This is a genomic window from Clostridium sp., assembly GCF_051654825.1.
Lineage (GTDB): Bacteria > Bacillota > Clostridia > Clostridiales > Clostridiaceae > Clostridium.
In genome coordinates this window covers 1-14,513 of record NZ_JBOFYU010000118.1, presented here as the reverse complement: position 1 = coordinate 14,513, position 14,513 = coordinate 1, and the positions used below count along the sequence as shown (strand labels likewise).

Annotated in this window: 12 protein-coding genes; 4 read left to right on the top strand and 8 right to left on the bottom strand. The window is 28.2% G+C overall.

Annotated features, from left to right (window positions below; genetic code table 11):
* The first annotated feature begins 100 nt into the window (after nt 1-100).
* Nucleotides 101-250 carry a hypothetical protein gene (locus ACRDBA_RS07240; protein ID WP_438572257.1) on the top strand — a complete coding sequence of 50 codons (150 nt, stop codon included), beginning with the start codon at nt 101-103 and terminating at the stop codon, nt 248-250.
* 197 nt (nt 251-447) lie between these two features.
* On the opposite strand, the gene ACRDBA_RS07235 is transcribed toward ACRDBA_RS07240, so the two are convergent.
* The 3 genes from ACRDBA_RS07235 to ACRDBA_RS07225 all read right to left on the bottom strand — a co-directional run bounded on the left by ACRDBA_RS07235 (nt 448) and on the right by ACRDBA_RS07225 (nt 8,348).
* Nucleotides 448-5,727, bottom strand: coding sequence for a glycoside hydrolase domain-containing protein (locus ACRDBA_RS07235; protein ID WP_438572256.1), 5,280 nt, complete (start codon nt 5,725-5,727; stop codon nt 448-450).
* 286 nt (nt 5,728-6,013) lie between these two features.
* The gene (locus ACRDBA_RS07230; protein ID WP_438572255.1) at nt 6,014-6,916 is read right to left on the bottom strand and encodes a tocopherol cyclase family protein; all 903 of its coding nucleotides are present in this window, start codon (nt 6,914-6,916) and stop codon (nt 6,014-6,016) included.
* Nucleotides 6,909-8,348: an FAD-dependent oxidoreductase gene (locus ACRDBA_RS07225; protein WP_438572254.1), complete on the bottom strand. Its 1,440-nt coding sequence runs from the start codon at nt 8,346-8,348 to the stop codon at nt 6,909-6,911. The genes ACRDBA_RS07230 and ACRDBA_RS07225 overlap by 8 nt, the downstream gene beginning before the upstream one ends.
* A 238-nt stretch (nt 8,349-8,586) precedes the next feature.
* Here ACRDBA_RS07225 and ACRDBA_RS07220 point away from each other — a divergent pair, with 238 nt between their 5' ends.
* The 3 genes from ACRDBA_RS07220 (at nt 8,587) to ACRDBA_RS07210 (ending at nt 11,271) form a co-directional block, all read left to right on the top strand.
* Nucleotides 8,587-9,435 carry a DegV family protein gene (locus tag ACRDBA_RS07220; protein ID WP_438572253.1) on the top strand — a complete coding sequence of 283 codons (849 nt, stop codon included), beginning with the start codon at nt 8,587-8,589 and terminating at the stop codon, nt 9,433-9,435.
* Between the two features lie 77 nt (nt 9,436-9,512).
* The gene (locus ACRDBA_RS07215) at nt 9,513-10,457 is read left to right on the top strand and encodes a glycosyltransferase family 2 protein (protein WP_438572252.1); all 945 of its coding nucleotides are present in this window, start codon (nt 9,513-9,515) and stop codon (nt 10,455-10,457) included.
* Between the two features lie 166 nt (nt 10,458-10,623).
* Nucleotides 10,624-11,271, top strand: coding sequence for a DUF305 domain-containing protein (locus ACRDBA_RS07210; protein ID WP_438572251.1), 648 nt, complete (start codon nt 10,624-10,626; stop codon nt 11,269-11,271).
* Between the two features lie 50 nt (nt 11,272-11,321).
* Here ACRDBA_RS07210 and ACRDBA_RS07205 read toward each other — a convergent pair whose 3' ends face one another.
* The 5 genes from ACRDBA_RS07205 to ACRDBA_RS07185 form a co-directional block, all read right to left on the bottom strand.
* Nucleotides 11,322-11,813 (bottom strand): GNAT family N-acetyltransferase, encoded by a 492-nt coding sequence (locus tag ACRDBA_RS07205; RefSeq protein ID WP_438572250.1) that lies wholly within the window; start codon nt 11,811-11,813, stop codon nt 11,322-11,324.
* A 15-nt stretch (nt 11,814-11,828) separates the two neighbouring features.
* Entirely contained in the window at nt 11,829-12,509 is a 681-nt protein-coding gene (locus tag ACRDBA_RS07200) for a TIGR03943 family putative permease subunit (protein ID WP_438572249.1), read from the bottom strand.
* A 9-nt stretch (nt 12,510-12,518) separates the two neighbouring features.
* Nucleotides 12,519-13,427, bottom strand: a complete 909-nt coding sequence (locus ACRDBA_RS07195; protein ID WP_438572248.1) for a permease — start codon at nt 13,425-13,427, stop codon at nt 12,519-12,521.
* Nucleotides 13,428-14,054, bottom strand: a complete 627-nt coding sequence (locus tag ACRDBA_RS07190) for a GTP-binding protein (protein ID WP_438572247.1) — start codon at nt 14,052-14,054, stop codon at nt 13,428-13,430.
* A gap of 10 nt (nt 14,055-14,064) precedes the next feature.
* Nucleotides 14,065-14,513 (bottom strand): GTP-binding protein (locus ACRDBA_RS07185; RefSeq protein WP_438572246.1); only part of this gene is annotated, 449 nt, incomplete at its 5' end.

Below are 14,513 nucleotides of genomic sequence, written 5' to 3'. Positions count from 1 at the left end.
TAATTTAAAATAATAATAAAAGTCCATACACTTCCAAAGTTTGACATTTATTGGTGGATTCTGTATAAATTTATTATAGTTTATTTTACGAGGTGGAAATATGGAATTAGAATTAATTGATATATTAAATGAATTATATATCAAATATGGTACAACAGAAGAGGTATTAAAATTAAGTAGAGTTATTGATAATATTGTTGTAGATCAACAAAGGATAAATTTTAGAGAATACCTTAACCTTATTAACTAACTAAATAAATAAATTTAATTAAATATACAAATGACATATTAATATTCTAGTTAATAAATTCCCTTTAATAACATAGAATATTTGAATATATTCCACACATATTCGCACATATATAAAGTCATAGACTTCCCTCTATGACTTTATAACTTACATAATTTAAATAAAGGGCAAGCATAAAGCTGCTTGCCCTTTAAATATTATTTTACTTCAGTTCTTATATTAATTGATACTGGCTTTGATGTTTCTCCATTTTCATAATTGCTTACTACTTTAAATCCGTAAATAGTATTTGCTAATAATTCTTTTATTTCAAGGCTATTAGTTTTAACTGGCAATCTTGAATACTCTTTACCATCTTTATATATGATATATTCCTTTAATCCCATTAAATTACTAGGCTCATCCCAAGTTAATGTTACTTCATTTGTAGTCACTTTTGCAGTAAGATTTGAAACCTTAGATATTACTATATCTTGTGGTTTTAAAACTAAAGCTTCATTAGCATTAGCTAACTCTAATGACATATTATCAACTTCTATTTGTTGTATATCATTTCTTTCAAATTCAGCCTTAGCTTTTTCTAATGCTTTTTCTAATACTAACCAAGAACTTGTAGTGTATAAATCACTATTTAAAGCTTCAGCTTTAGAAATTTCTTCACTTAATTTATCTTTATTTACTAATCCTAAAGCATTATCAATTTCCCCAAGCTTAAATCTTGTTCCTATAATATAAGTTTTATTGCTTAAATCCTTAGGGTCAAAGTTTCCATAAGAATTTAATATAAAGGTACCATCTGATAAAACAGTATTTCCTGCATATCCTGTATCCCCTGATTTAGGACTTGGTGTATAATCATTAGCAAGGTTTATTCTATATTGACCTTCATTACCATTTATTAAATCTTCATAGGTTCCTACCCAAGCAACCCATTCTCCTGCCATCCAGTCATTATTTTCTATTAAACCATTTTTATTATAATCTAGGATTATTTCTCTAAATGTTATTAATAATCTTCCACTTATAGGATCATATGATATTTTATGTCTTTCACCATTTAAAGCTCCTTGAACTTGTCTTGGCTTACTCCATGTTTTACCTTCATCATTTGACACAAATATAGTTGATTTATGCATATGAGATTGGCTTCTTCCAAGAGCCACTAATTGGTTTCCATCTGGTGATCTAAATATACCTACCTCACAAATTTGCATTGTTCTTTCAACATCTCTCCATTCTGATAAATATGGTTCTGGAGTTGACCACTGCTCATTTCCATCTTCATCAAAAGTAAGATACGTTCTGTAATTTACATAGTCATAATCGTGGTAAACTCCCATCCATTTATCTATGAAATTACCCTCGTCATCCTTTAATTGAACTAAGCTTGCCATAGCAACTATTGTTTTTCTTCCATTGTACCACTCTTTGTAATCACTCCAAGTTTCACCATTGTCATTTGAAATAGATGTTGTCCATCCTGTAAATCCATTTCCCCAACCTGGTCCACCTGAAATTTGCATTAACTTAGTACTTCCATCTGTCATATTTAATTTATATAATGTTGGAGTTTCCATGGAGTTTTTCCATGTAGGATTAGTTTCTAATCTTTCTGTCCAAGTTTCTCCTCCATCATATGACTTCTTCATTAATACTTCCCCTAAACCATGACCTTTTGGATAAACTGTTATTAATGTTTTATCATCATCTAATAAAATCATATCAGGTTGTCCTAAATATTGCCCCTTTTCTCTATCAATTACAATTTGCTTATCAACTGGATATTCATATTGAGGTATTGTATATCCTATTTCCATATCTTTATTTACACGAACATCTACACGCTTACTAAACCCTGTAGATTCATTTAAAACTGTAACAAATGTATCTCCATAAGCTTTAGCTGTTACTAAACCTTTTGCATCAACAGTTGCTATTTTTTCGTTGTCACTTATATACTTAATAGTTTTATCTTCATGATCTGAAATTAATTCAGCTTCAATTTGATATTTTTCATCTACCTTAAATTCTATATACTTTGTATTTACATTTAATCCTGGCACCTTTCTAATTTCATCTACATCTGATTTTGATAAAGGTCTATCATAAACCTTAACTTCATCAATTGCTCCAATATAGTTTCTACCACCTATAACCTTTAAAGGTGCATTAAAATCATTAGTCTTAGTCCATGCATTTGTTCCTGTTGATACTCCATCAACATAAACTGTTAAACCAGTTGACTTATCATTTACCCAAGCTAAATGAACCCATTCATCCTTTGGCACTACATGTTTTACTGTTAAGAAACCTGGTTTAACATGAACTCCCATGTTTTTACTTGAATCTCTTTCTATATCTATAGATTCTGTTTGCTTATCTCCATTTTGGAACTCTTTTCCGTCCCACATTATTGATGCTGGTAAGTTTTTAATATCACCTTTTTTTACCCACATAGCAAGGGTCCAATCTTTACTTAATGTAGCTGGACTTGTAATAGTAACATTATCAGTTCCATTATTAAATTGAAGTGCCTTTCCTACCTTACCATCGATAACTTCAGCTCCTTCTACTATTCCATCATAGTCTCCCCATGAATCAATTACCTTATTGCCCTCTATATTGTCAAAATTATAGTAAGCTATACTAGTACTTACATCTCTTTTAGTTACTATAACATTAATTTCTGTTTTGATATTTTGGTCATACACTGACGTAACTATTATTGTTGCATTACCTTCTGATATTGCAGTAACCTTACCTGTTTTACTTACAGTTGCTACAGCTTCATTTGATGTGCTCCATACAATACCTTTATTTAAAGAATTTTCTGGAAGAACTGTTGCCGTTAAAGTTTCTTCTGATCCTACTTCTAAAGACAATGAATTTTTATTTACTTCTATAGAATCTACTCTTTCTACTCCATTAGCTTTTAATTCTATATATTTTTTAGATATATTTTTTATTCCTTCTCTTAAAGCTTCCATATCACTAGGTAATTTAGCTCTAGTTTCATTTGTAGCAAACTTTGCTCCACCGTGATCTCCAACTCCATTTTTAGAACCTGAATAATTTACATTAACTGTTTTTAATAAATTTTCTACATCTTCTTGAATAGCTGGAACTTCCTTAGCCATTAAATATAGCTTATTTACATCTCTCATTCCCTCTGCCATTTTTTCTAAACGTACACTTGATTTCGATACTTTATTTTCACTATTCTTTTCATCGGGATAAATTAATGATGTATCTCCTGCTTCAAATGCCCAGTGTGTTGTATCTCTTAATGGATCTTCTACCCAAGCATCAAATGCCCAACGCATATATCCTGTTGCTCCTTGTGCTGCTGAGAATAACATAGTCCAATAGCTTTCACCTGGCATGCTAAGTGCTAGTGAATTTGGGAAATGCTCTGTACATGTATATATAGTAGTTTTATATTCTTTTTCTGAATCCTTTCTTTCTTGCACAAAGTTTCTATAACCTTGTAAATCTGTTTTTGCAGCTGTTGAACCCACACTTAAATCGTCTACACGCTTAGTAATGTTAAAGTAGCTTGCACTAAAATGATCCATAGCTGCAGCCTTCTTTAAAATAAGTCCATCCTTATTTTTAACCTTATCTACTACGTCAAATGCTTTATCCATATTTGCTCTCTCATCTATTCCAATATAAGTGTCTTCAAACCAACCTTTTTCATCAAGATGAGGAACTAAAGCATTTAAGAATTGTGTCCATACTGTTTCATAATTAGCTGTACCTGGTGTTAAAGTTATATATTTTTGAGTTCCTGTAGCTTCATCAAAATAATAAACTCTATTTCCCCAAGGAATCATACTATAACAAATTATCTTATCTCCAATTCCTAAATCCTTATTAAATTGAACCCACTTATCAAAATCATCAAAGTTAAAAGTATAAGTTCCATCTAATTTTTTAGTCCATTTTATCATTGATGGATATCTTATTTCATTTTTACTATAAGTTTGTCCACCCCAAGCTTCTTCAACAATAGAAGTAGTAATAGCATGTCCACCTAATTCCTTGTATTTAAGCATATGTGGAGTTAATATTTCTAAATGCTCTGGTGAAAATGGTTCCACTCCATAGTATTCAGCTGAACTATAAGGATATTGCCATGCTTCAAAATCAAAATCATAGTCTTCTGGATTTGGCATTACTGCATCTAAAACTTCTACATTATAAGTAAAAGTAAGAGGCACTTCTACATCATCAGCTGTTACAGAAATTGTACCTGTATAAATCCCTGGCTTTGTCCCTTCTGGAACATTTATTTCTACCCAAACTGGTTGAACCTTATTAAATCCAATATCTACTACTTCTGTAGTGTATAAAATATCTGGAACGCTTTCTTTTGGACCTGTTGGCATCGAAATATCATTTTGATTATGGTATCCAGCATCTCCAATGTAAGCCTCAGTTTCCTTTAAAAATGTAGTTATAACGTTATCACTTGATAATACATTATCTCCTGATATAAAATCACTAGCCTTTACTCTTACATTTTTTAATATAGAATCCTTTGAAATAAGAGCAATTTCTGAAATAGTCTTGTCCTTTTTCCAAGCAAATAAATCCTTACTTACTAATCCCATTGATTTTACTTCATTATATTTATCTTGGTTATAGTGAGTATTAGTATCTACTATACTTCCATGTATATTAGATACACCTTTTTTAACCTTTATAAAAATTTCCTTTGAAATATTAAATTCATTAGAATTAACTAATACCTTTGTTTCGCCTTCTGATACTGCTGTAATTTTTCCATTATTATCAACAGTTGCTACTTCTTGATTTTCTGAAACAAATGTTATATCACTTAAAGTAGCATAGCTCGGTAATACTTCATAAGTTATTTGAACTTCTGCTCCTTGAATTAACTCTAAGTTAGTATTATCTATATTAATGTCTGTAACTCTATATTTTTCATGATAAACCTTTGCATAATCTACTTGAATAACAGCCTTTCCTTTTGTAGATTCACTTTTTCCTGTTGCTATAGCTGTAAGAGTATGCTTTCCTTCGCTTAACCCTTCTGCCTTATATAATAGTTGATTTCCTACTCTGTTAGCTGCATAAGAGCTTACTTCTGTAGCTTCTCCACCATCTATCGAATAGCTCACTATTCCATGATTCCAACTTTTATGACCATATACTTCAATAGCATTACCTACAAATTCAATTGTATAATACTTAGTAGTTGCATCTGTAGCTCCTGTGTTTATATCATTATAATGTTCATCTCCATTTCCATTATAACTATCAGTTGTTCCACCACTTCCCCATCCATTTCCGAAATAGGTAAACTTATTTGTCTCTCCCTCTGTAGTCATATCATTTATTATGCTCATTTCATTAGTTGTTGCATTAACTGTAATATTTAAGTTTTGAAATACAGTTAAACAAGAAAATAAAAATAACATAATTGAACTAATAACTCTTTTTAATTTCATTTTATTTCTCTCCTCTTTATTTTTATAACCTCTAAATTATCTAATCATTATTCTTCTCAGCCTTAAGAGATATATAAGTATTTCTTACTTAATAAATCTCTTGAAAAAGGATGAATGAACATTTAATCTCTTGTATTCTCTAATATAAACTTTATTTAAATGCTTATTTTCTTAAGTACCACCCCTCCTTTTTCTTACTTTTTTACAATTATTTTACATATAAATTATATCACTTTATATTTTATATTTCAGCATTATTTTTTCAAAGCTATATAAATTTTTCAACTTAAATCTGATTAAAAAAATTTACATATTCAAAACTTGATAAATCACTTTCTACATCTAATATTAAATTATTTTTTATATAAAATTTATAACTTGCATGACTTACTGCATTTTCGTGAATTACTCTATTCATATTACCATTTGTTGGTGCAAATAATTTTTGTGGTTCTTTTGTTATTAAATCAACTTCTAATTTATATTTTCCCCTTTTAATCTCCACCTTATTTTCAGAGCAATTTATTATTTTAACCCCATTATATGTAGCTAGCCTATATTCTTCCCCCTTGTAGAAAACAATAGCTATACATCCCTGAAAGTTCATTCCCATAAATGGTATATCTGCTATAGAAACCATAATAGATGAATCTTCTTTGTTTTTAAAGCTATTACATTGAGTCCATAAATAGGATTTTGGAAAAGAAGTCCCCCAATCCTTCTCAATATATCCAATTCCATTATTAAATTTATATTCTTCATTATTTATAACTATTGTTCCTATTAAATTATGCTTTAAACTTATTACTCCATGATTACATTCCATAAATGGAATAATGCTAAAAGGACCCATAATGTCATATTTTATTGGAGTTAAATCACTATAGTTTATATGTCCAGCTATCTTCAAATCTGAATTTTGTATATCAATATTTATTCCCTTTTTTGAAAACTTATTATCTGCAATTTTTACTTCTAATAAATTTTGATCAATGCTAAAATCTGAGTAAGGATATTTAACATTATATGATTTTGTATTTGTAATAACTTGAATAAATGCCTCTTTATTTCCTTTATCATCAATGTTTATACCTGGTATAAAGGCTAGTGTATCTGTTTCATTTTGATGCTTAAAATACCAACCTTCAAAAAAGCTTTTCCTTTTATTATTTCCATGGAAATTACTCATTTTTAAGCCCCCTTGTTGCTGGACCATCTAACCAATTTCCCTTATAATCAAATCTTGATCCATGACATGGACAATCCCAGGATAGTTCATCTGCATTCCACTTTAGTTCACATCCTAAATGAGGACATTTTGTTGTTACTATAAAAGCCTTTCCATTATTATCTTTGTAAACTCCAACCTTTTCTCCCTTGTACTCTATTATGCCTCCATGTCTATTAGGAATATGGTCAATATGCTCATTTGGAATATCAAATCTTTGTGCTATAAAGTTTTTTGTAGTTTCCATTCCATCTTTCATTAAATTGCTAAATGATAACGTAGCATCAAATCTTCTTGGAGAAAATATTTCAGAAAAGTTATTTTCTCTTCCTAAAATTTCATCTGATATAATCATTGCTGACACCATAGCATTAGTCATTCCCCATTTATTAAATCCTGTAGCTACATAAATATTAGGTGTACTTAAAGAATAAACTCCTATATAAGGTATTCCATCCATAGTCATACAATCTTGTGAAGACCAAGAGTATTTTTCCTTTGCATTAGGATATAATTCCTTAGCCTTTTCTCTTAACTTTTCATAGCAACCGCCTTCTTCATTTTTTCCTGTTCTTTGAGGTATTCCTCCTATTATTAATAAATCATTATAATTTCTAAATGAATACCCTTCCATTGAAATATCTATATACATTCCATCTATATCTTTTGCCCCTTCTAGAGCTAATACATATGATCTTTCTTGATGCATTCTCATAAAATAAAATCCTGGCATATTTAAAAAAGGAAAATGCGTTGCTACTACTATTTTTTTAGCCTTTATATTTCCGTTGTTTGTAATTACAGTGTTATCTTTAATGTCAATTGCTCTTGTATCTTCATATATTTTTATATCCTCAGATATAACCTTTAAAAATTTAATAGGATTAAATTGAGCTTGATTTTTATACTTTAATGCAGCCTTAATTTTAAAAGGCAATTTTGTTTCATAAACTACTTCAGCATCTATTCCAAGCTTTTTAACTACATCTAATTCTTTATTGAATTCATCACTATTTTCTAATGAATATATATATGCATCCTTTTCTTCAAAGTCACAATCTATTTTAAAATCATTAATTATTTTTTTATATTCCTTTATCGCTAATTCATTTGCTAAAGCATACTCCATAGCCTTTTCCTTTCCAAATTCCTTTACTAAAGTACTATAAATTAAATTATGCTGAGAAGTTATTTTAGCCGTAGTGTCTTTTATATTTCCGCTTGCTATTTTATTTGCTTCAATAACTACTACCTTAACGCCCTCAGCTTTCAATTTATGTGCAATCAGTAATCCTGCAATTCCAGCTCCTATTACAACTACTTCAGCTTCTATATTAGAATCCAAAGTTTTTCTAGATTTAATTTCACAACTATCACTCCATAATGACTTCATTAAACTCACCTCATATACATTATTCCAATATAATTACATAATTAATCATTATTTCTGTATTATGAAGTTTTTTATTAATACTTAATTGTATATATCAATATAATAATATAATTAATCCAATTTCTATTTTAAAATATCACAGTGCAGTTATAGTAGTTTTAGAAACTACTAGTTGAAATGTATGTATTTATATGGTATTATATTGATAATGAATAAAATATAATTAGGAAGGTGTGTTATGGAAAAGATAGCTTTAATAACAGATAGTACATGTGGTTTACCACAAGAATTTATTAGCGAATATGATGTAAAGGTTGTACGACTTAAAATTTTATATAAAGATGCTGAATATATTGATGGTATTAATATTACTCCAAATGAGGTTTACTCAAAACTTGAAGAGGAAACTCCAACTACTTCAATGCCCTCTGTTCAAGATGTATGTAATTTATATGAAGAGTTAATTAATGATGGATATACTCATGCTATATCTCTTCCTATATCTTCAGGATTATCAGGAACTATCAATAGTTTTAATATAGCTAGTTCACAATACGAAGATAAAATAAAATCCTTTGTATTTGATACTAAAATTTTATCTATGGCTGTTGGATTATCAGTAATAGAAATTGGAAAGCTAATAAAAAATGGTGAAACTTTTGAAAATATTTGCTTAGAAATTCCAAAGCTTAGAGAAAAAACTTCAATGTATTTTACAGTAGATACATTAGAATATTTAATTAAAGGTGGCCGAATTGGAAAAGTAACTGGTGGAATTGGTGAAATGTTAAATCTTAAACCTATAATAACTATGGATGAGGATGGAAAATATAAAAACTATACTAAGGTTAGAGGATCTAAACAATCTTTTAATAAACTATTAAAATTAGCTACTGATATATTAGATAAAGGAAAAGGAAAAGTTGTTATTATGACTGGAACTATGGATGAGGAAGCTAATAAACTAAGAGAAATTTTATCAAATCATAAAAACACTACTTTTATGCATTTAGGTACAATAACCCCTGCAGTTGGAATACATTCTGGACCTAGACTATTAGCTGTAGCAATAATGGAAGAATATTAATTTTTCCTTAAACTCCTTGATATTAATTGTATATTATACTAAAATAACCTTTATAGTTAAGATTTAGAGGTGGATTAATGAAAATAATATATTTAGTAGTACCTTGTTATAATGAAGAAGAAGTTTTACATGAGACCTCCTTAAGATTAAAGGAAAAAATGGATTATTTAATCCAGTCAAATAAAATTTCAAATGAAAGTAAAGTAGTTTTTGTAGATGATGGAAGCAAGGATAAAACGTGGACAATAATAGAAGAATTACATAATAGCAATAATTTATTTTCTGGAGTTAAATTATCTAGAAACAAAGGACATCAAAATGCACTATTAGCTGGATTAATGACTGTAAAGGATAAATGTGATGCTGTTATATCTTTAGATGCTGACTTGCAAGATGATATAAATGCAATAGATGAATTTATAGAAAAGTTTAATAATGGCTGTGATGTTGTTTACGGTGTTCGTAGCAGTAGAAAAAAGGATTCAGCCTTTAAAAGAATTACTGCTCAAGGCTTTTATAAGGTTATGAAAGGCCTTGGTGTTGATATAGTTTATAATCATGCTGACTATAGGTTAATGAGTAAACGAGCTCTAGATGCTTTAAAGGACTTTAAGGAAGTTAATCTATTTTTAAGAGGTATAGTTCCTCTCATTGGATATAAATCTGATACAGTAATGTATGAAAGAAATGAAAGATTTGCTGGAGAATCAAAATATCCTCTAAAAAAAATGTTAGCCTTTGCCTTTGAAGGAATTACATCATTTAGTGTAAAACCAATTAGAATGGTTTTAGTAGCTGGACTTTTAATGTTTATAGGAAGCTTACTTGCAATGCTTTATTACTTAGTTTTATGGTTACTTGGAAAAACTATTCAAGGCTGGGCTACTATAGTAATGTCTATATGGATGCTTGGTGGAATACAGCTTTTATGCCTAGGCGTTATAGGAGAATATATAGGTAAGATATATATGGAAAGCAAGGCTAGACCTAAATTTATCATAGAATCTTTTTTAAACAAGTAAAATATAAACACCTGAGATTAATTTATCTTAGGTGTTTTTTTGTACACTTTATATACCAGTTCCATAATAGTTACATACATCTCTTGTATATTTCACTACTTTTTAGGCAACCATAATTTTATACTATAAAACTTACATTATATTAATAAATTTTATGGAGGCATATATGAACACAAAGATATTCTCACTTATAGCTGCTACTATTATCTCTAGTAGTTTAATATCCCCTGCAAAAATCCCTAAAACTCAAAAAATTTCTACTTATGAAAATAGCCAAGTCTTATTTACTTCTACCTTCCCTAAATTTCATAAAAAAGATTCTGATTTAAAACAAGTTTCATTATCTGGAGATTTAGACTTAGACTTTATAGATCAAATGCTTTCACAGCATCTTGAAGCTACTCATTTATCCAAGGAAATTTTAAAATATACTAAAAATGATTCTATAAAAGAAGTTTCAAAAAATATTGTTTCCTCATTGGATTCGCAACTTCCCCTAATGAAAGGACTTTTAACTGAATTTAAAAAACATCCAAATGTTAATGAAAAATTAGAAATGTCTTATATAAGTGATTATATGAGCATTATGGCTAAAATGGATAAGGGAGTAAACAAGTTAAAAAAGACTGGAAATTTAGATATAGATTATATAAATGAAATAATTCTTTATGAAGAAGCAACACTTAAAATATCAAAATCTATTTTAAAATATACAAAAAACCCTTCTATTAAAGCTATTGCAGAAGAAATATTAAAAAATCAAAGTCAAAATCTTAACGACTTAAAGGAAATAGAAAAAACTATTAATAAATAAAAAATCTAGAGATGTACTTACTTTATATAAGTTTTCATCTCTAGATTTATTTATATTTCCTTTTGATATGTTACTATATCTAAAACTCTATTAAATTTTTCACCAACATTTTTTAAATGCCCACATTTAATGTAATTATTTTTTTCAAATAGCTTTATACTAGCTATATTTTCTCCACAAATTATTGCTAAAAGTGTTTTTATTCCCTTTTTCTTTGCCACTTCCTCAACAAAGTTTATAGCTCTTGTTCCAATACCATTTTTATTAATTCCTGCCTTTAAATATATTGTTACTTCAGCACTTCTTCTATAAGCCTCACGCTTTTTGTATGGTGCTAATAATACATACCCTATTATTTCATCATCATAAATTACAAAGCTTTCATATAGCTCGTCCTGTGAAAATAATATATCCTTCATTTCATTATAAGAAATATCACCTATATGAAATGTAGCTGTTGAATTTTCCACATAATACATATATATTTTTCTTAAAGCTTCTATATCCTCTTCTTGTACCTTTCTAAATTTTACTTTTTCCATTTTAAATCCCCCAATTTATTCTTCATGTAAATGCTTATTAAAATATTCTTCCTTTGGCTTTGAAACCTTAATATATTCAATTATATCAAATGTATAATTTTCCCCTTTTTTTATTTCTCCTATAGCCTTTATCCAAGTGCCCTCTTTTATTCCTTTATAACCCTTTGCTTCTAAGCCTAATAATACAGCATCAGCTGCACAACATTGAATTTCTTCTCTTGCTAATGTAAATAATAAATCATCTTCAGCATTTATATCGTATATAAATCCTGTAAACATTATTTTTTTACCTAAATAATTATCTGGATTTTCCTTTATTTCATTTATAATATAATAATTTGAATTTGTTATCTCTATTATTTCATTATTTATATCTAATGTAAACTTTCCTTCAGCATTTTCTATATAATCAACCTTTTCAAAGGTGTTAAAGGATAAAAATGCTCCTACTATTAATGTAAAAATTAATGGCAAATACTTATTAGAATTATCCTGTCTAGAATTAAATGTAAATACCTTTCCTATTTGAACTATTATTAACATTGCTAATAATCCTATAGCAAAATACATATATTTTACTATTTTCATGCTTAAAATCCTATATATATTTCCACTACCTACTAAATATACTAAAAATAATGTTAATAATGATAATACTATAAGCCAAATAAACTCATCTATATTAAACTTTTTCATAGCCCCTCCTTATAAAATTACACTTATTATTAATGCAAATATAAATACAATAGAAACTATTAAAAAGCTAAGGGCTACTATAAACTTCTTTTTAAATGCTGATGCCAAAAGAATTGTGTTTTTTAAATCTAACATAGGTCCTAATATTAAAAATGCTGAAACAGAACCTACTCCTAAAGTATCTAAAAATCCTTTTGCAATAAAAGCATCTGCCTCTGAACATAAAGATAGTAAAAATGCTAAAAGCATCATTAAAATTATTCCTAAATACCTTCCCCCTGAAATGCTATTTAATATTTTATCATTTATCAACACAATAAAAATACTTGATAAAAATGCTCCAAATATGTAGTACCTACTTATGTCTAAAAATTCTTTACTAGTATGCTCTAAGCATAATCTTATTTTTGATTTATTATAAAAATAACTTCCTTCAACACATCCACAATTACAATAGCTACTATATACTTCATTATCCTTTAAAACCTTATTTCTATTTTTAAAGAATATATCTATTACTCCACCTATTAATAATGCACAGAAAATTCCACCTATAACTCTTATTAATATAATATCTAATCTTCCATCAAAGGCATAATATGTAGATGCAATTACAATTGGATTTACAATTGGCACAGATAACATAAATACTGTAGCTACACCTATAGGCACTCCTTTTTTCATTAAGCTTTTTGCTATAGGAACAATTGCACATTCACATATAGGAAAAAATACACCTGAAGCTGCTGCCACTAAAAGCGCTAATATTTTATTTTTAGGCAAAAGCTTTTTTACTCTATCCTCTGATATATATAATTGAATTAAAGCTGAAATTAATGATCCTAACAATATAAATGGCAAAGCTTCTAAAACTATACTAATAAATGTTATTGTCCACTTTTCAAATATTCCCCCCATTTATTTCTCCCTGTTTCCCCTAATATATTTTAATGTTATCTTATCTAATAATCCTCTTTTAAAATACTTTGACTCCCTTAGTTCCCTTTCTAATACACCTATATTTTTTGAGTAAATTATAGGTGATGTTAAATTAACCTCTTCTAATAACTTTCTTAGCTCTTCCTTTTTCTTATTATCTAAAATATCAAAATTATTTACTATTAATAACTTACTTCCTTGTATAAACGGAATAAGTATTTCTCCCATATTTACTATATATAGCTTTAAGTTTTCACCTTCTCCTATATAGTAGCTTCCATAAAATCTTACTAGCTTTTTCACTTCATTATCTACTAATAAATCCCTTATATCCTCTAACTTAAGAGTTCCATTAAATTCTATAATTACTCTATCATAACTTTCCTTAGATAAATTATTTTTCAATAAATTCTTTACTTCTGTTATTTCTTTAAGCTTTATAACTTTAATTAAATCTAAACTTCCTTCAATCTCTCTATTTCCTTCTTCTAGCTGTATAATTAATATTTTTTCATCATTACATCCTTCTGTTTTTAAATATGAATTTATAAAGGCTGTTTTTCCAGCCCCTAAAAATCCAGTTACTATTTCTAACTTACTTTTCATATTTAATCCTCTACTTAAATATTTTCCCCAGCTCGTCCTTATTTAAATTAACTCCTATAAAAGATATAACAGAGCTAGATTCTGCCTTAATTGATCTAATAACAAACTCATCTTTTACAAAATCAAATTGCCCATGACTTCCATCCATTAACTTTACTATTCCTTTTGCTCTAAGAACTTCTCCATAACTGCTACATGAAGATATAAACTTAAACTTAGAAAATAATTCTTCCTTAGATGTTTTTCTATTTAAATAAACTGCAAAGCTTTCAAAATTATTTTCTTCCTTTACACTTTCCTTTCTTAACCTTCCTTTAAAGGCTCTATTTCCCTTTATACTTACAGATGAATCTCTACTTAATGTTAAGATTTCTTTTCCATTAATATTCTCCCAATTATCCTTTACTATTAAAGCCTTAGGATTTATTTTACTTATTGTTTTTACAACCTTTTCTACAT

Bases quoted from the DNA above. Each gene is read 5' to 3' on its own strand.
- ACRDBA_RS07210 (WP_438572251.1), top strand. From the start codon at position 10,624: ATGAACACAAAGATATTCTCACTTATAGCTGCTACTATTATCTCTAGT.
- ACRDBA_RS07235 (WP_438572256.1), bottom strand. From the start codon at position 5,727: ATGAAATTAAAAAGAGTTATTAGTTCAATTATGTTATTTTTATTTTCT.
- ACRDBA_RS07195 (WP_438572248.1), bottom strand. From the start codon at position 13,427: ATGGGGGGAATATTTGAAAAGTGGACAATAACATTTATTAGTATAGTT.
- ACRDBA_RS07200 (WP_438572249.1), bottom strand. From the start codon at position 12,509: ATGAAAAAGTTTAATATAGATGAGTTTATTTGGCTTATAGTATTATCA.
- ACRDBA_RS07225 (WP_438572254.1), bottom strand. From the start codon at position 8,348: ATGAAGTCATTATGGAGTGATAGTTGTGAAATTAAATCTAGAAAAACT.
- ACRDBA_RS07215 (WP_438572252.1), top strand. From the start codon at position 9,513: ATGAAAATAATATATTTAGTAGTACCTTGTTATAATGAAGAAGAAGTT.
- ACRDBA_RS07230 (WP_438572255.1), bottom strand. From the start codon at position 6,916: ATGAGTAATTTCCATGGAAATAATAAAAGGAAAAGCTTTTTTGAAGGT.
- ACRDBA_RS07240 (WP_438572257.1), top strand. From the start codon at position 101: ATGGAATTAGAATTAATTGATATATTAAATGAATTATATATCAAATAT.
- ACRDBA_RS07205 (WP_438572250.1), bottom strand. From the start codon at position 11,813: ATGGAAAAAGTAAAATTTAGAAAGGTACAAGAAGAGGATATAGAAGCT.
- ACRDBA_RS07220 (WP_438572253.1), top strand. From the start codon at position 8,587: ATGGAAAAGATAGCTTTAATAACAGATAGTACATGTGGTTTACCACAA.
- ACRDBA_RS07190 (WP_438572247.1), bottom strand. From the start codon at position 14,054: ATGAAAAGTAAGTTAGAAATAGTAACTGGATTTTTAGGGGCTGGAAAA.